Origin of the sequence: Grimontia sp. SpTr1 (genome assembly GCF_947387585.1) — a bacterium.
GTDB lineage: Bacteria > Pseudomonadota > Gammaproteobacteria > Enterobacterales > Vibrionaceae > Enterovibrio > Enterovibrio indicus.
The window spans coordinates 21,271-42,802 of record NZ_CANDOD010000027.1; the positions used below are offsets into that span (position 1 = coordinate 21,271).

15 protein-coding genes and 3 tRNA genes are annotated in these 21,532 nt (G+C 48.1%); 5 read left to right on the top strand and 13 right to left on the bottom strand.

The genetic code is table 11. The features are described from left to right. Nucleotides 1-155 precede the first annotated feature (155 nt). Nucleotides 156-2,384 carry a calcium-binding protein gene (locus QL223_RS24155; RefSeq protein WP_281546197.1) on the top strand — a complete coding sequence of 743 codons (2,229 nt, stop codon included), beginning with the start codon at nucleotides 156-158 and terminating at the stop codon, nucleotides 2,382-2,384. A 43-nt stretch (nucleotides 2,385-2,427) separates the two neighbouring features. On the opposite strand, the gene QL223_RS24160 is transcribed toward QL223_RS24155, so the two are convergent. Further along, the gene (locus QL223_RS24160) at nucleotides 2,428-3,315 is read right to left on the bottom strand and encodes a LysR family transcriptional regulator (protein ID WP_046305133.1); all 888 of its coding nucleotides are present in this window, start codon (nucleotides 3,313-3,315) and stop codon (nucleotides 2,428-2,430) included. A gap of 301 nt (nucleotides 3,316-3,616) precedes the next feature. Between QL223_RS24160 and ppk2 the strand changes: the two genes are divergently transcribed. Together ppk2 and QL223_RS24170 are read left to right on the top strand one after the other, a co-directional pair. Further along, nucleotides 3,617-4,342 (top strand): polyphosphate kinase 2, encoded by a 726-nt coding sequence (gene ppk2, locus QL223_RS24165; protein ID WP_281546198.1) that lies wholly within the window; start codon nucleotides 3,617-3,619, stop codon nucleotides 4,340-4,342. 14 nt (nucleotides 4,343-4,356) lie between these two features. Beyond that, the gene (locus QL223_RS24170) at nucleotides 4,357-4,641 is read left to right on the top strand and encodes a hypothetical protein (protein WP_046305135.1); all 285 of its coding nucleotides are present in this window, start codon (nucleotides 4,357-4,359) and stop codon (nucleotides 4,639-4,641) included. 281 nt (nucleotides 4,642-4,922) lie between these two features. Here QL223_RS24170 and QL223_RS24175 read toward each other — a convergent pair whose 3' ends face one another. The 5 genes from QL223_RS24175 to QL223_RS24195 all read right to left on the bottom strand — a co-directional run bounded on the left by QL223_RS24175 (nucleotide 4,923) and on the right by QL223_RS24195 (nucleotide 12,560). Next, on the bottom strand, nucleotides 4,923-5,723 hold the full coding sequence (locus QL223_RS24175; RefSeq protein ID WP_274684975.1) for an HNH endonuclease: 801 nt from the start codon (nucleotides 5,721-5,723) through the stop codon (nucleotides 4,923-4,925). Nucleotides 5,724-5,887: 164 nt separating this feature from the next. Continuing rightward, nucleotides 5,888-6,475, bottom strand: coding sequence for a hypothetical protein (locus QL223_RS24180; RefSeq protein WP_281546189.1), 588 nt, complete (start codon nucleotides 6,473-6,475; stop codon nucleotides 5,888-5,890). Between the two features lie 1,029 nt (nucleotides 6,476-7,504). After that, nucleotides 7,505-8,548: a GMP reductase gene (locus tag QL223_RS24185; RefSeq protein WP_002539296.1), complete on the bottom strand. Its 1,044-nt coding sequence runs from the start codon at nucleotides 8,546-8,548 to the stop codon at nucleotides 7,505-7,507. A 345-nt stretch (nucleotides 8,549-8,893) separates the two neighbouring features. After that, on the bottom strand, nucleotides 8,894-10,354 hold the full coding sequence (locus tag QL223_RS24190; RefSeq protein ID WP_002539294.1) for a chitinase: 1,461 nt from the start codon (nucleotides 10,352-10,354) through the stop codon (nucleotides 8,894-8,896). 430 nt (nucleotides 10,355-10,784) lie between these two features. Then, on the bottom strand, nucleotides 10,785-12,560 hold the full coding sequence (locus tag QL223_RS24195; RefSeq protein WP_281546190.1) for a chitinase: 1,776 nt from the start codon (nucleotides 12,558-12,560) through the stop codon (nucleotides 10,785-10,787). 387 nt (nucleotides 12,561-12,947) lie between these two features. Here QL223_RS24195 and QL223_RS24200 point away from each other — a divergent pair, with 387 nt between their 5' ends. Next, nucleotides 12,948-13,652: a DNA alkylation repair protein gene (locus QL223_RS24200; protein WP_281546191.1), complete on the top strand. Its 705-nt coding sequence runs from the start codon at nucleotides 12,948-12,950 to the stop codon at nucleotides 13,650-13,652. Here the strand turns inward: QL223_RS24200 and QL223_RS24205 are convergent, their stop codons facing one another. The 4 genes from QL223_RS24205 to QL223_RS24220 form a co-directional block, all read right to left on the bottom strand. Beyond that, nucleotides 13,653-13,886: a hypothetical protein gene (locus tag QL223_RS24205; protein WP_062660923.1), complete on the bottom strand. Its 234-nt coding sequence runs from the start codon at nucleotides 13,884-13,886 to the stop codon at nucleotides 13,653-13,655. 191 nt (nucleotides 13,887-14,077) lie between these two features. Further along, nucleotides 14,078-15,211 carry a carboxynorspermidine decarboxylase gene (gene nspC, locus QL223_RS24210; RefSeq protein ID WP_281546192.1) on the bottom strand — a complete coding sequence of 378 codons (1,134 nt, stop codon included), beginning with the start codon at nucleotides 15,209-15,211 and terminating at the stop codon, nucleotides 14,078-14,080. 65 nt (nucleotides 15,212-15,276) lie between these two features. Further along, complete coding sequence (locus QL223_RS24215) at nucleotides 15,277-16,521, bottom strand: carboxynorspermidine synthase (RefSeq protein ID WP_281546193.1); 1,245 nt, start codon at nucleotides 16,519-16,521, stop codon at nucleotides 15,277-15,279. Nucleotides 16,522-16,568: 47 nt separating this feature from the next. Further along, a complete protein-coding gene (locus QL223_RS24220) occupies nucleotides 16,569-19,469 on the bottom strand; it encodes a pyridoxal phosphate-dependent class III aminotransferase (protein ID WP_281546194.1) in 2,901 nt (966 codons plus the stop codon). 913 nt (nucleotides 19,470-20,382) lie between these two features. Between QL223_RS24220 and QL223_RS24225 the strand changes: the two genes are divergently transcribed. Then, complete coding sequence (locus QL223_RS24225) at nucleotides 20,383-21,012, top strand: DUF2238 domain-containing protein (protein WP_281546195.1); 630 nt, start codon at nucleotides 20,383-20,385, stop codon at nucleotides 21,010-21,012. 117 nt (nucleotides 21,013-21,129) lie between these two features. Here QL223_RS24225 and QL223_RS24230 read toward each other — a convergent pair. The 3 genes from QL223_RS24230 to QL223_RS24240 all read right to left on the bottom strand — a co-directional run bounded on the left by QL223_RS24230 (nucleotide 21,130) and on the right by QL223_RS24240 (nucleotide 21,521). Next, nucleotides 21,130-21,216, bottom strand: a tRNA-Leu gene (locus QL223_RS24230). Nucleotides 21,217-21,365: 149 nt separating this feature from the next. Next, nucleotides 21,366-21,441 (bottom strand) — tRNA-Gly (locus QL223_RS24235). A 3-nt stretch (nucleotides 21,442-21,444) separates the two neighbouring features. Next, nucleotides 21,445-21,521: transfer RNA gene (locus QL223_RS24240), tRNA-Met, on the bottom strand. Between the last annotated feature and the right edge of the window lie 11 nt (nucleotides 21,522-21,532).

Genomic DNA, 21,532 nt, shown 5'->3' on the forward strand with positions numbered 1-21,532 from the left:
AATTCCCATAAAAGAGAAGATTTTCTGTATATAAGCATATGCAACTTTAAGATTTTCTAATTTTCATACTAATTTCATCCTTACTGTTTTTGCCTGAGCCGCTTCTATTGCCGAACAAAGAAGAAACTGCGTAACCTTGAAAAGCGCCAACCCAGATCCCCTTCTTTCTCTACGGTGAAGAAGGGAATGACCGTTTAGAAGGCAACGAAGGTGATGATGTGCTGTATGGCGGTAACGGGAACGATTTCCTTTATAGTCAGGAAGGCAGCGATATCTTGCACGGTGAAAACGGTGATGACCGCCTGTTCGGTGGTGATAGCAATGATGTGCTTTATGGCGGTGCAGACAACGACATTCTGTTCGGTGACGCGGGTGACGATGAACTCAACGGCGGCACAGGGAACGACGTCCTTTGGGGGGGTGACGGCCACGACCTTCAACGCGGCGGAGAAGGTGATGACCAACTCTGGGGCGACAGCGGCAACGACACCCAATGGGCAGGCGCAGGCAACGACTTACTGGCTGGTGGTGATGGTGACGATGCTATGTATGGTGGTGATGGCGATGACATGTTGTTTGGTCAGGCTGGTAATGACTACATGCACGGCGGAGAAGGCAACGACAAGCTGGAAGGCTTTACAGGCGATGACACCCTCATCGGCGGTAATGGCGACGATGATCTTTGGGCAGGTGATGACAACGACACCATCGAAGGTGGCAACGGCAACGATGTGATTTCCGGTGGTTGCGACGACGATACCATTAATGGCGGCGCAGGCCATGATGTGATTTATGGCGACACCATTAACCTGTTGGTGAACGGTGACTTCGAAGCTTGGGGAGATAACGTCGGCAACGAGTTTGAACGAGTCAGCAACAGCGAACTCGTTGGCTGGCAAGCTGTAGGCGCTAATGCGGTTGAAATGCAACAAGGCCAACTTACAGGAGCATCTGTTAATGCCCAGACTAATACGGTCATGGAACTCGACCTCGCGGAAGGAAAAACTGTCGAGCAAACGGTTAACGTAAGTTATCTCACGGGCTCAAACGGTATTGAAGTGGCCTTCTCATTTGATTATGCCAACCGCATCAAGGGCGACGACTACCAAACCAGTGGCTTCACCGTCAACATCACCGATCAAGAAGGTGTGGTTGTATATACCAAAACTATCGCAAACGAAATCCAGAACGGCATCTACCAATCTCTCGATACCACTTTCACCGTGCCACAGGGCACCAGCGAACTCACAGTAAGCTTTGGTGGCTTGGGAGAAGCCGATGGGTACGGCGCGCTGATTGACAACGTGGTGCTTAACCATGTCAGCGACTGCGACGGTGATGATGTGATCAATGGCGGTTATGGTGCCGACGAAATCTATGGCAATGGCGGCAACGACACCATTAACGGCGAAGTGGGCGCTGACTACATTGATGGCGGTCTGGGTAATGACACCATCAGCGGTGGCGACCATAACGACTACATCCACGGTAATGCAGGCGATGACACCATCAATGGTGATAACGGCAATGACGTTATCTTCGGCGACAGCGGAAACGACATGCTGCTCGGCGGTGAGGGTAATGACGTTATTCACGGCGGCGCAGACAACGACATCATCAAAGGTGATGGCGGTGACGACCAAATCCAGGGTGGCTCAGGTGACGATGGCATCTGGGGTGGTGACGGCAACGACTACATCCAAGGTGGTTATGGTAACGATTACGGCGACGGTGGTTGGGGTGATGACTACTTCCACGGTGGTGCTGGCGATGACAACTTTGGCGGCGCGCGCGGTAACGACTGGATTATCGGCGGTGAAGGTAACGACACCTTGCGCGGAAGCCTGGGCGATGACCGCATCTTTGGTGGCACTGGCGACGACATCATTGATGGTGGCGCAGATAATGACGAAATTGATGGTGGTGAAGGTGCTGATAACATTAAAGGCGGCACTGGCGACGACATCATTCGCGGTCAGAACGGCAATGACTATTTAGGTGGTAATGACGGAAACGACACCATCTGGGCGGGTGCTGGGCATGACATCCTAATGGGCGGTCTTGGTCACGATAAACTCGCTGGTCAGGACGGTAACGACCGCATCATGGGTCACAATGGTGATGACTACCTGATTGGTGGCTTGGGCAAGGATGTCTTCGTCTTCCGCAATAATGACGGTCACGACACCATTCAAGACTTTAACCGTTTCCAAGACACCATTGAGATCGACAGTTCTCTGGTCACACGCTTCAGTCAAATCAATACGGAACAGGTCGGTGCATCCACAGTGATCACCTTCGATGGCGATAACACCGTCATCACACTGAAGCAGTTTGATGCGAATCATGTCACCGTAGACATGTTCGATTTCACCACCATCTAACTGTGTCAAAAACGCCTAAGAAAGCCGCATCATGCGGCTTTCTTTATCCTCTCGAAAAGGCCAAAAGCCGTTCAACAAACAGGTTAACAGGCGCGCTTCCCTTTCTTCCCGCTAACCGGATCACAGAGATCGGACGCCTTGTGTCTTCCACATTCAACTTGATGCGTTTCAACGTGCCTCTTTCCACTTCTTCACCCACAGTTGCTGACGGCACAATCGCCACGCCGACTTCTGCTTCCACGGCTTTTTTCAGCGTGTAGATATTATTGTGTGTCATGCGAATATCCACATTGACCTTGTTATTCCCTAACAACGCATCTATCGCCACCCGGGTCGGGATCCCTTCCCCAAAGGCAATAAAAGGCTCTTGCTCAAGTTGGGATAAAGAAATGGACTTTTTATGGGAGAGCCGGTGTTTATTTCCGGTAATTAAAACCAATTGATCTTCAGAAAAAGGAATTGCCTCGATGGTGGGTCTATTTTGCGGATAGGCAACAATGCCAACATCGATTTTTTCTTTTTGAATATCTTCATATATTTCTTCACTGTGTCGATATTCAAGGTGTACCCGAATATTGGGAAACGCCTTCATAAATGAAGCGAGGAAATCCCCCAATTCGTACATACCTACACTGTGTATTGCCGCCACACGAACATGTCCTTCCATCACGCCTTGATGATAATTAGACCGAACCTTGATGTTCTCGCACAGCCGCAGGATCTCTTTCACGTCTTCCAGAATCAGCAAGCCTTCCGGCGTCAACTGCGTGGTTTGCGAGGTACGTGAAAGCAACTGCTGGCCAAGCGCATGCTCCAGTTTCTTGATATGCACACTGACAGCAGGCTGACTGATGTGATTGAGCTTCGCCACTTTCACAAAGCTCAACTCCCGCGCTAATTCATTGAAAAGCTTCAGTTGGGTTAAGTTCATGGCAATAATTTTTCGTTATTAAAGTCATAGATTAATAACATTTAATTTACACCAAGCCGTCATGCATAATTAACCTAACTGACATATTTATCAATATATAGACAAAAGGAGTTGCTGGCGATTTCAGCAACAAACCCAAGAAGGAGTGGAAAATATGACGCAGCATCAAAACGTGCCTCAAACCCATCATGCCAGCCCCGGTATCGAAGTGAATAACAGCCACTCTTTCCAATACGACTTGAATAAAAAAATGAAAAACCTTGCATGGAATGCCGACGGCAAATACCCCTACAGCAAAAAAATGAACGTGGTGGAGTATGAGAAAAATAAGCATGAACTTCAGATAGAACTGCTGAAAATGCAGGGCTGGGTAAAAGACACCAACCAGCGCATTGTCATCGTGTTTGAAGGCCGCGACGCAGCGGGCAAAGGCGGCACCATCAAACGTTTTATGGAGCACCTCAACCCCCGCGGGGCGCATGTGATTGCATTGGAAAAACCCAATGCACGAGAACGCAACCAATGGTACTTCCAACGCTACATCAAACACCTCCCAACCAAGGGCGAAATCATCTTGTTTGACCGCTCTTGGTATAACCGCGCCGGCGTTGAAAAGGTGATGGGTTTTTGTGACGACAACGAGTACCTCGAATTTCTACGACAGGCTCCAGAGCTAGAGCGCATGCTCACCAACAGTGGTATCAAGCTATTCAAGTATTGGTTCTCCGTGAGTCAGGAAGAACAGTTCCGCCGATTCAAATCACGCAAAAACGATCCACTCAAACAGTGGAAATTAAGTCCAGTGGACTTGGCCTCACTCTCCAAGTGGAATGACTACAGCAAAGCCAAAGACACCATGATGTTCCATACCCACACCAAAGACGCTCCGTGGACAGTGGTTCTTTCCGATGACAAGAAACGTGGACGCCTCAACTGTATGCGTCATTTCCTCAGCCAGCTCGATTACCCCGGCAAAGATATGGATGTCGTGAATCGTTTGGATTCGCAAATTGTTAAAGCGCCTTAAGAAAGGGAATAAAGATGAGTAAAAAAGTCAGTGTCGCCAAATTAAAGCTCAAGGTTCAGCAACGCTCAGAAGAAGCCAAACAGGCATCTGAAGCGACATCCGCCGCACAAGCTGCAGTGAAACACGCGGTAGAAAATCTTCATGCAGCGGAAAAAAGCGAAAGCAGAACAGGGAAAAAACTGAAAGAGGCCAAAAAGGCGTTAAAAGCCGCCCAATCGCTGGAAGTTGCCCAAAAGCAGGCTTCTAAAAAATCCGCGATTAAAAAAGCTAAGAAGATCAGCAAAAAGAAAAAAGGCTAACGCCAACTTCAAAGTAAAACGCCACTTCATCATAAGTGGCGTTTTTGGTTTTGGGCTCTTCGACAAATTTTTGGCTTTGAACTTTCGGGGTTTGGCTTTTAGCTCTGGTGCTTTTTTGGACAGAAACGTGTTAGGTCTAATGCTCTAAAGTGTCTACCTCGGATAACATCAGCTTGGTGAAAATGAAGTAGATGACTATGTTGTTCGAGAGCATTGGCTGCTGGCGCAGCCAAAAGAATGCTATTGCCTATTGACCGGAGAAGGGCTCATATGTGTTATGTTTATTCTCCCCACTCGTGTAAACGGTTATGGACAGCTATAAATTCACTTGAAGGTCTATTTTTAATCTTATGTGGAAGGTTGATAGTTTTTCCATGCAGCTTAGTTGACATTAAGCGATCAAGTTTAGAATAATCGCCGTCGCTGCCATTTGGATCGTGATAGCGAATTTTATATTCGCTGGATAGTGTTATAAGGCCAGCATCAAATAGACGATGATGAAAGCTATTTAACAAAATGCCATTTCTCACATCCATTCTTTGTGCGTCTGTTGCATGCTTCCAAGGTATTATATGGGCGGCTTCGAGCCCTTGCACAAATGAAAGTCCTGTAAACGCACATTGATGAGAATACGCTTTGAGTAGAGCTTGTCTAAATAACATTTGCTTGATACCACGGGATTTTACTTTACTGTAAATTTCCTCTGACGAGTCAGGGTTATCAACCAATGACTTAATAATATTTGGATAAGAGAGCCCTTCTAGTGAAAAACCAAATGGGTTGCCATGTTTTTCCCACTTAAAGTCATATACCTCTTCTAGACCATCTCCAAAGTTTCTTAAGTCATATGCAATAAAGCCATCTCCAGGCTTTCCTGTAGAGTTAATTATCAGAATAGTTAAAGGCGGGATTTTTTCTGCCAAGCAATAGTCTTGTATTACACCTAAGACGAACCTTATGGCTCGATGATGGACGCCTATAGCATCGCCTAACTCTTTGTATGTAATCGTTTTACGAGCTTTAGCTCTTTGAGCCAATATAGGCCAAGCTTTATAGGCTCGCTCTACTTGGTTAATTGTCATATTGATACATCCTCATAAACATAACGTTCGAATAACGGGCGTTTACTAGCCCAAACTGATTGAAGCACCTGAATCACAGCGTTTCTATGAAAAAATGCGCCACGAGTAAACGTCCCATGTTCTTTCGCTTGTTATATGCTTGTCACTGTATCTACTGTCAACATTCATACTCTATGGATATCAACTAGGCAGTTTGCTTTTTCATGTAAGTGACTTGTAACTTCAGTTTTATAATAACCAAGCATGACATTTAATCCGACCAAAGGAGAGAATAACTTATCAAAGCTCCCTCGATAGCACCTTGGTTTGTAAAAATCCTGATTCACCTTCCAATTTAACTCTCTGAAGATTAACACTTCACCACCAACATTCAGGTAATGAACACGCCAAAGCTGGCCGGGTTTATCTTTTTCAAATATATTACCTTCCCATATTTCATCAACATAGTGATATCCTTGAACCCATCCGGAAACATGTATAACGCTTTCATAATTACCCAAATTCTTATAGTTTACATATTCGTATTTTCGGCTTTGAAATTCATTAGGAATTGGAATGAACATAGCAACAGCAAAAACAAAAATGGTTGGCAACTGAAAGTGTCTCTTATTTACCTTCCCTTCTAAATATCTACCGTGAAAAAAATTCAAGAACACATAGAAAGCAAGAATAATCAGGACTCTCACGCTAATTATGTCATATAGCTCTTGCAAAAAGTTGAAGGTATGAGCTGGTGAGTAAATCACTTCCATCCTTGAAGCCTCTCTTGAATCCATCTTGCCATATAACGTCGGCTTAAGGGGCTGAAAACACACGATTCACGCGAAACAGCTACCTTAAGCGCCGAAATTTTAAAAGACTAAAATTGACCGAGTGTTTTTAGTCCCCTTTAAGCCCTTGTTATAACGTCAACTTAGAGCCGAAATGACACCCGCATCATTAATGGGGTCATTCATAAAGCTTGCCTCATAACCTTAAGAAAAGAGCCAAGCACCTATCAGCACTAGAACAAAACAAATGCCCGCAGTACTTATTGACACTCTCAATACTGAAAATAACCAACGCCTATTTTTCGGATACATGTCGGGAACGTGAGAGTTAAACACATAGCTTATAAATAGTGCTGGAGAAACTGTTATATAAAGTATGTATAGATTCTCATAGCCGCTCGAATCATAACGTTTCATCAACATTCCCATGTACAAAGAAAGAACCAAAGAAGTAAATAAGCAGAATGCACTTATAAGAAAAATCAAGAAAAAAACCAGTTTTTCCAATTCGATCATACCTTTTGTTCATGGTTGACGCTTTATTGAATCCTATACACCGACTTGCTCAACGCTCGACAACCTGAAACGTTATAACAGTGTATTAGATGACAAAATGTCGCAATCAAACACGACATTTTGTCCAACAATAACAAGCCACCTTACTTTAAAAGTGACTATCCAATTGTTTCTATAGCCTTTTCTCAAAGTGCAAAAATTGGCCTTGTGAAAATACCCCAAAACGGAGTTACGTCGATATTATGCGACACCTTCTCTAGTTCTGTATGCAACAACAGTAGAAAAGTGAGGTTCGGATTATAAAAAGTATCGTAAATACAGATTTAGTAATGACGCGCTGGAAAGGAGCCAGCCTCGAAAAGGGGTCATTCCAAACCAGCATAAACTCCAAAATACAAAAACGCCTCTTTTGGCTTGCCTTTCATTCGAAGGCGTGGCTCAAAAAGAGGCGTTTTCAAATTATGCTTGTTTTAGCGGTTTCGCTATGCGAACAACTTACTCTTTACCGAATACGTTGTTTTCTTGTTCCTGTACGCGGATGAAAGTCGTGCGCTTAGTCAGTTCTTTCAGTTGCGCCGCACCTACGTAAGTACAGGTTGAACGCACGCCACCCAGGATATCTGCAATGGTGTTGTGAACTGAACCACGGAAAGGAAGCATAACAGTCTTACCCTCTGCTGCACGGTACTTAGCCACGCCGCCAGAGTGCTTGTCCATCGCTGATTGTGAAGACATGCCGTAGAACTTCATGAACGACTTGCCGTCTTGTTCAATCACTTCGCCGCCGCTTTCTTCGTGGCCTGCCAGCATACCGCCCAGCATCACGAAATCTGCACCGCCACCGAACGCTTTTGCAACGTCACCAGCACAGGCACAACCGCCGTCACCGACGATACGGCCGCCAAGACCGTGCGCAGCATCTGCACACTCAATGATGGCTGACAGTTGCGGGTAGCCTACACCGGTTTTCACTCGGGTTGTACACACAGAACCTGGGCCGATACCTACTTTCACGATATCTGCGCCAGCAAGGATAAGCTCTTCAACCATGTCACCGGTCACTACGTTACCTGCGCTGATCACTTTGTCTGGGAACTCAGCACGCACTTTCTCAACGTACTCAACCAGGTGCTCAGAGTATCCGTTAGCGATGTCGATACAGATGAAAATCAGCTCATCTGACAGCGCCATGATTTCCTGGGTTTTTACGAAGTCGGCTTCAGACGTACCGGTAGATACCATCACATTGTTCAGCACTTTCGCATCTGCACCAGCGACAAACGCCGCCCAGTCTTCAACCGTGTAGTGTTTGTGAACCGCTGTCATACAGCCATGTTCAGCCAGTGCTTTCGCCATATCAAATGAACCTACAGAGTCCATGTTTGCAGCGATAACAGGAACACCAGACCATTGACGGCCACTGTGCTTGAAGGTAAACTCGCGGGTTAATTCAACTTGAGAACGGCTTTTTAGGGTAGAACGTTTCGGGCGAAACAGCACATCTTTGAAACCCAACTTCAAGTCTTGTTCGATACGCATTTGTCTTTCCTTACATCATTTAGACAATGTGCCCTTTCGGACAGATTGCTTTCCCACGTATGAATCAATTGGCAGATTGTTCATTACGTGACCAGAAAGCAGGCACAAAAAAACCGGAGCGTTGGCAGACGCTCCGGTTTTCAGCATTATAGGCACAGAAATTTTTCAGGCAAGTCTGATATTTATAATTTTTTTGTGATACCTTTTGACAGATTACAACCTCAAAAAACCGCTTTTCTCCTCTTTCGCATCAAGCCAGATTTTTAATCTATCTTACTGATATAAAAAGAAAAACCGCGCATTCCTTATCGAAACACGCGGCTGATTTTTAAGACTTATTCGCCCTTAAAGTACCTTTTTCCAAGGTCCCCACGCTTCACTCAGCAGTGGATCATCACCTTGTGTCCAGTATACCGCTTCATAAGTCACACCACCAACGACCACGCGATCGCCTGTGTTGTAAACCTTACCTGCATCCCATGCATTCGGGTCTACTGGCTCACCGCCGCCACCTGGAGTACCGGTAGAAGGCTTGTCTGCATCAGCGACAACACGTACGGTTGGCCAGTTAGCGTGTGAACCATAGAAGTTAGTTACACACTTCTCGTAGTCACCCGGTACCAACGCAGAGTACGCGGTTTGGAAGCCCACCAGCTCACACTCGAACGAGAAGCCGCCTGGACGATCCGGGTAGTATTTCCAGTTACCATCCCAGTTGGTGTAAAGCACATCGGTAGCGCCTTGCAGGTTCAGGCTGCCGAATGGCGTTTGCTGCCAACAGGTGTTTTTCTCGTCAGCTTCAATAGGGATTTGGTAGTGCGCTGCCAAGCCTTCCCAGTAACGGATACGGTTAACTGGCTGGCCTTTGGTTTTATTTTGCTCGCCACACTCGATACCACCATTGATGATGTTGATTGTGGTACCAAAGCCGTAACCGATACCTGCATCAATTTCACGTTGTGAAGGTTTCCAGGTACGGTCGATAACGTGCAGCATCGCTGGTTTCGGTGCCTGCGGCGTGAGGAAGAACCAAATTGCCGAAGCCAGGTTTAACCAAGAGTCTGCCACCAGTGCTGGGTCATTCAGCAGGCGCGTGGCATCTCCGTCAAACATCACTTCAGAGAACATGCCGTAGTTAAAGTGGTAGGAAAGCTGTTTTGCACCACGACCAAAGTATCCCTGACCTGTTGCACAAGGCCAACGACGGTTTTGCCAGTCATCCTGACCACAACCTGTGGTGTAACCTTCCTGCCCTTCTGCCCAGCCCATTTCGCGAACATGCACGAGAGCCTGTTGCCATTCTTCAAGCGCCAGCGGGTTGTCAGACACGTTGTCTTTTGCAATATGGCCGCCAGTTTCCTGCGCGAAGTGCGCAAATGCGGTGATGATAGATTTCTTACAGATGGCATCTGCATCACGACCGTCGGTGTAGTCACCACAGAAAGCCGGGAACTTACCTATCGCTTTTAGGAAGCGGGTGTAAGTGTATTCCGGTGCGGCCATTTGGGTCAGGAAGTTCCAGTCCGTTTCTGGGAAAACGCGCTCTACACGCTTCACGTTTTCTGGGTTGGTTGCTGCTCCAGGTAAAATCGCATCAACCACAGAGTTTGGCTGAGTACGCAGTGCCTGTGACCAGGTGTCGTACATTGGGTCCAACGTTAACGCATCTTCCGCTGCCTTAATTTCAGACTGGGAAACAACAAACCCGTTCACGTTATTTGGGTCTTGTACAGGGTCCATGGTCACTGCGCTGTGAGCGAAGAAGCTCGCGCCGAACATGGCAGTAAATAAAGCCGTTCGTTTCATCTTAAATTCCTTATCAAAACTTTTTCTGCAACCGTCTTTACGACGTGCCTGCTTCGCGCTTTTTTACTCTTTGTGCGTTACCGTTCAGCGCTGATTTTCTCAGCGATTCGCTGTAACCCGTGGCGATTTAGAGATCTTTTATTGATAGCGCGGACAATACGACTATATGCATGCATGAATACACAAGACGACAACTATTGAGGGCAGGAATGTCAGAATGAATGGTGCGCCGACGAAAAGTGAGACGCGTACATTTGTTGTGCATTGATTTTTTGACCACGAACCTTGTATCAACAAGAAAACACAACACAATGCACTAAATTTTTGGCAATTAAGATTAGGTTTGTTCTGCGAGGCAGGTCATTTAAAACAGGATAATTCTTCTCGACAAGCCGCGTCCTGCTGGACGCGGCTTGGTTACAGAGTACGTTTAAATCTTTTTCCAAGGTCCCCATTGCGCACCGGAAGCTGGGTCATCACCCTGTGTCCAGTAACGCGCTTGGTAGGTGACGCCGTTAACCAGCACCTGATCCCCACCAAAGTAAACTGTGCTCGCACTCCAAGTGGTTTCACCCTGATCTGGCGTGGTGCCCGTATCAGGATTTGAACCGCCGGTATCGCCGCCAGTGCCTGCATCACCACCCGTTCCGGTGTCACCACCTGTGTCTGTACCAGAGCCACTCCCTGCATCTGGGTTGGTACCCGTGTCTGGGTTAGTTGATGTGCCACCACCAGTCGTATCACCTGCAACTACCTTCCAAGCGCCCCACTGACCTGCTGTTTCTGGGTTCACACCCTGATTCCAGTATTTGGCTTCGTATGTCACACCGTTAATCGTTACGCGGTCACCAGTTAGGTAAACGGCTTTTTCATCCCAAGTGTTATCCGATGGAGTACCGCCATCCCCTGGGTTTGAACCATCACCCGGATTGGTATCAATGGTTTCAACAACACGAACCACAGGCCAACCCGCATGGGATTCATAGAAGTTGCTGACACATTTCTCGTAGTCGCCTTCTACCAACGCTGAGTATGCGGTTTGGTAACCTACCAGTTCACACTCGAACGAATAACCGCCCGGACGGTTAGCATAGTATTTCCAGTTACCATCCCAGTTGGTGTAAAGCACATCGGTTGCGCCTTGCAGGTTCAGGCTTCCGTAAGGCAGTTGTTGCCAACAGGTGTTGGTATCATCTGCTTCAATCGGAATATTGAAATGTTTCGCTAGCCCTTCCCAGTAACGGATACGGTTAACCGGCTGGCCTTTATCTTTATTCTGTTCACCACACTCAATACCACCGTTGATGATGTTAATCGTGGTACCAAAGCCGTAGCCAATACCTGCATCCAACTCTCGCTGTGAAGGTACCCAGGTTCGGTCAATCACATGCAGCATCGCTGGTTTCGGCGCTTGTGGCGTGAGGAAGAACCAAATTGCCGAAGCCAGGTTCAGCCAGGAATCCGCCACCAGACCGGGCTCGTTAAGCAGCTTGGTTGCGTCGCCACCGTACATGACTTCAGAAAATGCACCGTAGTTAAAATGGTAAGAAAGCTGCTTCGCACCACGGCCGAAATAGCCTTGCCCTGCCGCACATGGCCAGCGCTTATTTTGCCAGTCATTCTGTCCGCAACCCGTGGTGTAGCCTGCCTGCCCTTCTGACCAACCCATTTCGCGGACATGCACCAGCGCCTGCTGCCACTCTTCGAGACCAAGTGGGTTGTCCCAGTAATTGTCTTTGGCTATATGGCCACCAGTTTCCTGAGCAAAGTGCGCAAAGGCAGTCACAATGGATTTTTTACAAATCGCATCAGAATCACGCCTATCCGTGTACTCACCACAAAATGCGGGGAACTTACCAATCGCTCGGAGAAAACGGGTGTAGGTGTATTCTGGTGCTGCCATTTGGGTCAGGAAATCCCAATCAGATTCTGGGAAAACACGCTCGACACGTTTGACGTTTTCAGGGTTACTGGCTGCGCCCGGCAATATCGCTTCCACCACATCATTGGTGCGTGTGCGCAATGCCTGCGCCCAAATGGTGTACATCGGGTCTTGGGTTTGTGCGGCCTCTGCGGCTTGCACTTCTGCCCGGGTGACAACATAACCTTCTGGGTTTTGCGGATCAGGCTGCGGATTCATTGCCATCGCACTTGGCGCAGCAACGGTTGCAGCGATCATCGCGCTTAGAAAAGCGGTCTGTTTCATCTTCTAAAGTCCTTATCAAAATAAATGGTTGGCAGGTTATTTCGCTTCTACTTCTTTGGGGCTGTTGACCTTTGGTATTTAGCGATTTCCTCGCTCCGCAACATGTTTGCGGAAAGCGAAATTCTTCTGCCACATCAACTATATGCATCAAGCATGATAAGACTCGACAAGTATCCAGCAGAGAAATGTCAGACTGGATGCAACCTGACTAAATCTTGATAATTCATGGTGCGTTGTAGGGTTATTTTTTGAAGTAAAGCAAGTTAATCACTGTACGGTGAGGGCTATCACAAACTGAATCCATGTCATCTTTTTCAGACGAAATTATCCAATTTATCAGTAGGCTAGCGTATTGGGCATTATAATGTCCCTGCTGGAGGGAAGGACATGACTGACGCACATCAAATCATTAAAGAAGCCAAACAACTCGGTGACGAAAAGATCGCTGAACACTCAGGTCGATTTTTCAAATCCGGGCCGGGAGAATATGCAGAAGGTGATAAGTTCATCGGGATCCGTGTGCCGGTTGTCAGGGCATTAGCCAAACGCCATATGGCTGCCTCGCTCAAAACCATCTCTGTACTGCTTGAAAGTGAATGGCATGAAATCAGACTGCTGGCGCTGGTGATGCTTTCCGAGCAATTCAAAAAAGCGGATCCTGACTTCCAAAAAGTCATTTTTGATTTCTACCTGTCCCGCACCCACCTAATCAATAACTGGGATTTGGTAGACAGCTCTGCACACCATATTGTCGGGGGCTATCTGGTCGATAAAAAGCGCGACATTCTCTATTCACTGGCAGAATCAAACAGCCTTTGGGAAAGGCGCATCGCCATGATGGCGACCTTCCCTTTTATTCGGCTGAATCAGTTTGATGACACCATCAAGCTGGCGGAAACGCTGCTGCACGATAAAGAGGATTTAATACACAAAATGTGCGGATGGATGTTGCGGGAACTAGGGAAAAGAGACTTGCCTTTGCTTCGCACGTTTCTGGATAAGCATGCTTCTGTTATGCCCAGAACCATGCTGCGCTATGCCATTGAAAAAATGACCGCGGAAGAAAGGCAACACTACATGGCAATGAAGTAATTAAAGTGCGCGGATCTTTTTGTCCAGCTCGTACCCTTGATCAGTCACCAGCTTTTCAAGTACTTCAATGCGGTTTTTAAGCGCATCAATTTCAGCGACTAACTCCCCTGATCCCTCTGCGACTTTGTTCGCTTCAAATTCGCGCACCTGTGCCCGGTAGGCAAAGTAGCTTTTCAGTGTCCGTGTTCCAACAACCAGCGCAACAATGATGATGACAAATAGCAGTGCGTCCATTTTTGCTCCTCCTGAGCCAACACGCCAATAACTCAGCGTGTTCCGATAAATCCCCGTGATGGTCGGATCATTAGTCAGTTTCAGTGCAATTTCCAAGTAATAAAAGCTGACACTCTGACACGATTCATAAAATCAGAAGAAACGAGTATTAAAAAAGGAGCCGAAGCTCCCTGACATGTGTGATTGCAAAATCACTTCACTGACCATTGCGACAGCGTGCGTTTGAAATCCTGATAGTCAAACTCGTTTAAAAGCTGGATGTCGCCGCTACTGCGCTGACAATAAACTGATGGCATACGAAGGCCGTTAAACCAATTCAGTTTCACCATGGTGTAGCCTGCACTGTCTAGGATGTGCAGACGTTGACCGACTTTCAGTGGTTCATCAAAGTTCGCCACGCAGAACTGATCACCCGCCAAGCAAGAACAGCTGCCAATCACGTAGGTATGCTCGCCGTTCTCACTTGCTTCACCAATGGAAGCAGGTTCGTTGTAGATCAGCGTGTCCAGTCGGTGCGCTTCGGTCGCGCTATCAACAATCGCGGTTTTCTTCTCGTTTTCGACGATATCCACCACGGTAACAACCAGGTCAGTCGTTTTGGTAATAATGGCTTCGCCCGGCTCCAGATATAGCTGCACACCATGGCGTTCACCGAACGCTTTCAGTGCAGCTGCCAGTTTTTCGATATCGTAACCCGGCCAGGTAAAGAAGACACCACCACCTAGGCTTACCCACTCAAGCTTATCGAGGTAGCTGCCGAATTTCTCTGAAATGGCATCAAGCAGGCCGACAAACGCATCCACATCCTTGTTTTCACAGTTCATATGGAACATCACGCCATTGAGTGACGCAAAAATCTCAGGATCGATCTGATCGAAGTGGACACCCAGGCGAGAGAACTTACGGGCTGGGTTCGCCAGATCCTGACCTGCGTAGCTGACACCCGGGTTCAAGCGAAGGCCAATCGAGGCTTTGCCTTCCACCAAATGGCGATACGCCGTCAGTTGAGATTGGCTGTTGAAGATCATTTTGTCGCAGATATCCGCGACTTCACGCACGTCATCTTCGCTGTAACCAACACTGTAGGCATGGGTTTCGCCACCAAAGGTTTCGTAGCCCAATTTCACCTCAAAAGGACCACTGCTGGTGGTGCCATCAAGGTAAGGCTTGATGATGTCGAACACGCCCCAAGTAGAGAAGCATTTCAATGCAAGTACCAGCTTAACGCCAGAGAGTTCTTTCAGGCGTTTCGCTTTCTCGAGGTTTGCAATCAGCTTATCTTCTTCAATCAGAAAATAAGGGGTTTTCAATTCTGTCGGATTCATGGTCTTTCTCTACAGAAAAGCCTGCACAACAGATTCTGTTGTGCAGGCATTCGTTAACGCTGGGCTTATTTCAGGATGTTGATAACTGGCTCGCTTGGTGACAGTTCTTCAACGCCCCAGTCCAGACCAATTGATGGCATCAGCTCCAGGAATGGGTCCGGGTCCAACTGTTCCATGTTGAATACGCCTTTGCCATTCCACTCGCCTTTGAAGTAAAGCAGCGCTGCAGTAATCGCCGGAACACCCGTAGTGTATGCAATTGCCTGATGCTCAACATCTTTGTAGGCCACTTCGTGGTCCGCATTGTTATAGACGAACACACTGCGCTGCTTGCCATCTTTTTTGCCCTGAACCCAAGTACCGATACAGGTTTTACCTGTGTAACCCGGCGCCAGAGATGTAGGATCAGGCAGTAATGCTTTCAGGACTTTCAATGGCTCAACTACAGTGCCATCACCCAGAGTGACTGGGTTTGGGCTCAGCAGGCCAATGTCGCGCATGCAGTTGAAGTAGTTCAGGTAACGGTCACCAAAGCCCATCCAGAATTCGATACGCTTAGCAGGAATGAACTCTTGCAGTGAACGTACTTCGTCATGCGCCATAGAGTACACTTTGTGGCTGCCGACCAGAGGGAAATCAAATTCCATCATACGGGTATGACAACCGACTTGTTTCCATTCGCCGTCTTCCCAGTAGAAAGAATCACCCTGGATTTCCAGCATGTTGGTTTCTGGGTCAAAGTTGGTCGCGAATTTCTTACCGTGGTCACCGGCATTCACGTCCATCACGTCGATAGTGTCGATTTCATCGAACAGGTGCTTGTTAGCGTATGCAGCAAAAACGCTAACAACGCCCGGATCGAAGCCTGCACCCAGAATGCCTGTGATGCCTGCTTGTTCGAATTTCTCGCGATACCCCCACTGCCAATCATAAGCTTGTGGCACCTGCTGGCCTTCAGAGCACAGGTCAACCGCGACAGAGGTGTCGAGATAAGACGTTTTGGTTTGGTAGCATGCTTCCATAATAGTCATGTTGACCCATGGAGGACCGGCGTTAATCACCAGATCCGGTTTCACGTCGTTGATTAACGCAACCAACGCTTCCACATCATCGGCGTCAACCGCACGGGCTTCCAGCTTGTGGCTGGTATCTTTCTGATTGTTGCGGCCTTTGATTGACTCAATGATCGCTTCACACTTCCCTACTGTGCGGGATGCAATGGTGTAGTCACCGAACACATCGTTGTTTTGCGCTGCTTTATGCGCAACAACCCAACCAACACCACCTGCACCAATTTGTAGAACTGCCATGTTAAATTCCTTTCAAAAAACAGCTGGGCAAATCCCCCAGCAAAAAATTAGAGAGATTGCTTGGCGATTTCGCCGCCCAGCGTTTCAAGTTCGTTGAGTAGTTGCTCAAAGTCGTTCAAAGACAGACAAGGGTTGAGCAGCGTGAATTTCAGCGCAATGTCACCATCGACTACGGTTTCGCCCACAACGGCGCGTCCTTGAACCAAAGCATCCAAACGGATTTGCTTGTTGAGAGAATCCAAATCCATCCCTTTGTTCGATCCGGTGTAGCGGAACAGAACGGTAGACAGACAAGGCACAGCCAAGAGTTCAAAGTCTGGGCGCTGATTCACCAAATCGGCAACCTGTTGCGTCTGGTTGAGCAGGTGATCGACCATGGAGCCCAACGCTTGCGGGCCGACGTTTTGCAGCGTCATCCATACTTTCAGCGCATCAAAACGGCGGGTTGTCGCGATAGACTTGTCCACCAGGTTCGGCAGCACGTCTTCTTCGCGGTTCAGGTAATCTGCGTGGTGACGGATATAGCCAAAGTGCGCTTTGTCTTTAAGCAGCACAGCGCCACAGCTGATTGGTTGGAAGAACATTTTGTGGAAGTCGACAGTCACGGAATCTGCACGTTCGATACCTTCGAGACGTGCATGGTGGCGACTCAGGATCAACGCACCGCCGTATGCCGCATCGACGTGCATCCACAGACCGTGTTTTTCAGCCAGATCCGCCACATCATCCAGATCATCGATAGAACCGTTATCCGTGGTGCCCGCGGTGCCAGTGATCACAAACGGGATCAGGCCTTCAGCTTTCAGAGATGTCACCGCTTCTTCTGCTGATTCGATGCTGATGGTGCCATCGGTGTAGGTATCGACGCAGACCACCGCATTTTCACCCAGACCCAGCAATGACGCTGATTTCTGCATGGTGAAGTGGGAGTTCTTCGAGCAAATCACGCGAAGCTTGTCTGCGTATTCCGGCAAACCATCTTTCTGCACATCATGACCGCTGGTTTGCTTAATGATGTGGTCGCGCGCCATCAGGAGACCCATCAGGTTGCTTTGGGTGCCACCGCTGGTGAAAACACCGTCTGATTGCTCATCAAAGCCGAAACGCTTGCAAAGCCAGTCAGTGACTTCTTGCTCTACGAAGGTCGCTGCACTTGCCTGATCCCAGGAGTCCATAGACTGGTTAAGCGCAGTGATAAAGGCTTCTGCAGCCACAGCAGGCAGCATTGGTGGCGTATGTAGGTGCGCGATGCAATGAGGATGCTGAACAATGATGGAGTTCTTACCGATCAAGTCCGTCGTCTCATCAATCACATCCGTCAGCGACTGAGGGTTTTCGCCCAATTGCGCGCGGCGGATTTGAGATTGCAGCACCATAGGGTCGAGGCCACTGTATGGCGAGTCTGTGGTTTCAAACAGTTTCTTCAGTGCCAAGGTGCTTTGATTCATTGCCGACTCAAAGCCGTCAGCGCCGTTTTTACCAACATGAATGAAGTGCTCGCGCCAGCTTTGCTGGATGCTGTCCATTGGCTGCGAAACAGGTTTTGGTTCAACCAGCGAGTCAATCGCCTCTTCCAGCGCTTTCAGCGCGAAGTCGATTTGCTCGAAAGTGATGATGATTGGCGGCAGGAAGCGCAGCACTGAGCCGTCGCGTCCACCTTTTTCGATGATTAACCCACGCTCAAGTGCTGCACGTTGAATCGCAACAGTAAGTTCTGGCGCTGACTGAGGTTCACCAAAGTTGTTCTTAGTACCTTCTGGGTCACAGATTTCTACACCCAGCATCAAGCCTTTGCCACGAACTTCCGCGATACACGTCGTTTTCTCAGCAATCTTTTCCAGACCACGGCGCAGATATTCACCCGTCACTGCCGCTTGGTTTGCGAGGTTGTCGCGACGGATGATTTCCATCGCTTTCGCACCAGAGACCATGGCCAGCTGGTTGCCGCGGAAAGTACCTGTGTGTTCACCTGGACGCCAGGTGTCGATTTCTTTATCGAACACCAGCAGCGACATAGGCAAACCGCCACCGACAGCTTTTGAAAGACAAAGAATGTCTGGTGTGATGCCTGAATCTTCAAACGCGAAGTGAGAGCCAGTTTTACCGATACCACATTGGATTTCATCGAAAATCAGCAGAATGCCATGCTCTTGGGTAATACGGCGCAGTTCTTTCAACCAGAACGCTGGCGCTGGAATCACCCCGCCCTCGCCTTGTACCGGCTCGACGATAATGGCAGCAGGTTTTTGCACACCACTTTCGTCATCAGCCAGCATACGTTCAATGTAACGCAAGCCCTGACGCGCACCTTGTTCGCCATGCAAGCCATAAGGACAGCGCAGGTCGTATGGGAATGGCAGGAAGTGAACATCTGCCATCAAACCTTGACGGCGCGCTTTGGTGCCGAGGTTGCCCATCAGCGCCATGGTGCCGTTAGTCATGCCATGGTAAGCACCATGGAACGCGGCAATCGTGTTACGGCCAGTGGTTTGTTTAGCGAGTTTGATTGCCGCTTCAACGGCATCAGCACCGGAAGGGCCACAGAATTGAACTTTGGCGTTTTCTGCAAAGTCCTGTGGAAGGAAAGCCATCAGTTCACGAATGAATGCATCTTTCGCTGGTGTTGTAATATCCAACGTTTGATAGGGAATACCCGCGTGAAGCTGTTCAATCAAAGCTTGATTGATTTCAGGATGGTTGTAGCCAAGCACCAAGGTGCCAGCACCCGCCAAGCAATCCAGGTAAACCTGACCACGGCTGTCTTCCACCAACACACCATTTGCCTTAGCAATGGCGACCGGTAGACGGCGAGGATAAGAACGAACCTCAGATTCGTAGTGTTCCTGACTCAGTAGCAACTCATCTGGAGTCAGGTCGTGAAGGCCTTGCAAAACAGGAACCGGGCTAGCTGCCAACTTATCCTGAGTTTCAGTGGGAAAGTTAATCATTATTCTTGATCTTCCATGTTCACCACTACGTCACTGCCGAAATTGCGTGTAGCAACCCTTAACACCAAATTGGCGTTATGGAGAAATCAGCAGATAAGTCGTGGAGCACACCCCCGAGTCATCGGGAAATACCCGTCGAATCACCTCGTGTGATATCGGCGGAAACCATAGTGTGTTCGAGTGCGCTAAAACAAGTACGGCAAAGCATCACGATCAAGTCGTGGGGGAACAGCTTTAAAACGTATGAAAAGCGTCTCTGATGATCGGATTGATCAAGGCTCAGTAATAATACTGCAGTTTGGTAAAACGAAGCTGAAGTGGAGGTAATACATAATCACTGTTGGGTTCCTCAATATGCCCCGACTTCGTTGAAGCCAGACAGCTCTATTAATGCCCTTCTACTAGGAAACCATTTCCTAGTACCTACGGTGCGACGACAACTTCTTCAACATTGCGCCGCGTATGTCTCGAAAAGCTCTATGTTCGAGATTGTCGCGAAAGGTAACATAGCCACTTTTTTGAACTCAAGCGTTTTTTTCCATTCAGTTAAAATTCGATTAATTCGGTTACATCTGTTACCAATTATGGCTATTAAGCCTTACCGAGGTAGTCTAGAAAGCTATTCAACTCCACTGTAATGGCAACTGGCAAAACATTGGGGGAAAGCAATCTCGATTCTGACGTTAATTAGAAGCTTTTTGGGGATGCCATTCTTTTGGGAGAGATAAACCAGGTATTGGCTTTTGTGTCATTCAGCCCAACGCCAAGAGTCCTCTTGTGACATATCAGGTGGTTACATCAATCTCAGGTCAAAGTCATCAGACTTACCAATACTTTGCGCACACTACGCGAATAGCCTAAGCTAGCTGACACGTGTAGGTAAGTGACTGTTATTAAAACATTAGGTATCTAAATGAACAAAGCAAACTCAACAATCTGGCTTGCTATCTTCTTTGCCGTTTTTATTTGGTCGGCAATCAACCCAAAAGATCAGTTCACCTGGTTCCTTGAAGTGGCGCCAGCGCTTATTGCACTTGTCGCTCTAGCGATGACCCGAAAGTCTTTTCCGCTCACGCAAGTCACTTACTTCTTTATTCTGGTTCATTGCGCGATTTTGATGGTTGGTGGGCATTACACATATGCAGAAGTCCCGCTATTTGATTACATCAAAGAGATAACCAATACCGCACGCAATAACTACGACAAAGTGGGTCACTTTGCGCAGGGGTTCATTCCGGCCTTGGTGGCACGCGAGATACTGATTCGAAACTCAGTGATACCCTCACCACGCTGGCGCAATTTCTTTATCGTATCGTTCTGTTTGGCTTTCAGTGCGTTCTATGAGCTTATCGAGTGGTGGGTTGCGGTTATGTCTGGAGAGTCTGCTGAAGCTTTCCTTGGCACGCAGGGCTACGTTTGGGACACGCAATCCGATATGTTCCTGGCGATGATTGGTGCGATCTCATCGCTAGTTCTATTGGGTAAGACACATGACAAGCAACTCGCGAAGCTTAACACGCGTGAGCCCATCAGCCGTCAGTGACCGGGAAGTAGGTGGCAACTGCGAGTGAAAATCGGAGCTAGCCCCCTTCACTTTCACGCCGAGAAATGACCAAAAGAAAAAGGCCTACAAGCTTGTGCTTGTAGGCCTTAATTTAAATGGTGCCCCGGGCCGGACTTGAACCGGCACAACGCGAACGTCGAGGGATTTTAAATCCCTTGTGTCTACCAATTCCACCACCAGGGCACGCAATTCTGTGATTGCGATGATAGGCACCATCTGCAAATAATTTGTAGCGACACACGAGGTTCCCGATCTTCAAGGCTTAGGCGTGACCTCAAGCTTGGCAAGGTTCCTTGCATATCAAACTTCCGATAAATCGAAAGCTTCGAATTTGGAGCGACACACGAGGTTCGAACTCGTGACCTCAACCTTGGCAAGGTTGCGCTCTACCAGCTGAGCTAGTGTCGCAATTGGTTGCGGGAGCCGGATTTGAACCGACGACCTTCGGGTTATGAGCCCGACGAGCTACCAGGCTGCTCCATCCCGCGTCCGTATTTCA

Bases quoted from the DNA above. Each gene is read 5' to 3' on its own strand.
- QL223_RS24160 (WP_046305133.1), bottom strand. From the start codon at position 3,315: ATGAACTTAACCCAACTGAAGCTTTTCAATGAATTAGCGCGGGAGTTG.
- ppk2 (WP_281546198.1), top strand. From the start codon at position 3,617: ATGAACGTGGTGGAGTATGAGAAAAATAAGCATGAACTTCAGATAGAA.
- QL223_RS24200 (WP_281546191.1), top strand. From the start codon at position 12,948: ATGACTGACGCACATCAAATCATTAAAGAAGCCAAACAACTCGGTGAC.
- QL223_RS24175 (WP_274684975.1), bottom strand. From the start codon at position 5,723: ATGACAATTAACCAAGTAGAGCGAGCCTATAAAGCTTGGCCTATATTG.
- QL223_RS24225 (WP_281546195.1), top strand. From the start codon at position 20,383: ATGAACAAAGCAAACTCAACAATCTGGCTTGCTATCTTCTTTGCCGTT.
- QL223_RS24180 (WP_281546189.1), bottom strand. From the start codon at position 6,475: ATGGAAGTGATTTACTCACCAGCTCATACCTTCAACTTTTTGCAAGAG.
- nspC (WP_281546192.1), bottom strand. From the start codon at position 15,211: ATGAATCCGACAGAATTGAAAACCCCTTATTTTCTGATTGAAGAAGAT.
- QL223_RS24195 (WP_281546190.1), bottom strand. From the start codon at position 12,560: ATGAAACAGACCGCTTTTCTAAGCGCGATGATCGCTGCAACCGTTGCT.
- QL223_RS24190 (WP_002539294.1), bottom strand. From the start codon at position 10,354: ATGAAACGAACGGCTTTATTTACTGCCATGTTCGGCGCGAGCTTCTTC.
- QL223_RS24220 (WP_281546194.1), bottom strand. From the start codon at position 19,469: ATGATTAACTTTCCCACTGAAACTCAGGATAAGTTGGCAGCTAGCCCG.
- QL223_RS24215 (WP_281546193.1), bottom strand. From the start codon at position 16,521: ATGGCAGTTCTACAAATTGGTGCAGGTGGTGTTGGTTGGGTTGTTGCG.
- QL223_RS24170 (WP_046305135.1), top strand. From the start codon at position 4,357: ATGAGTAAAAAAGTCAGTGTCGCCAAATTAAAGCTCAAGGTTCAGCAA.
- QL223_RS24185 (WP_002539296.1), bottom strand. From the start codon at position 8,548: ATGCGTATCGAACAAGACTTGAAGTTGGGTTTCAAAGATGTGCTGTTT.
- QL223_RS24205 (WP_062660923.1), bottom strand. From the start codon at position 13,886: ATGGACGCACTGCTATTTGTCATCATCATTGTTGCGCTGGTTGTTGGA.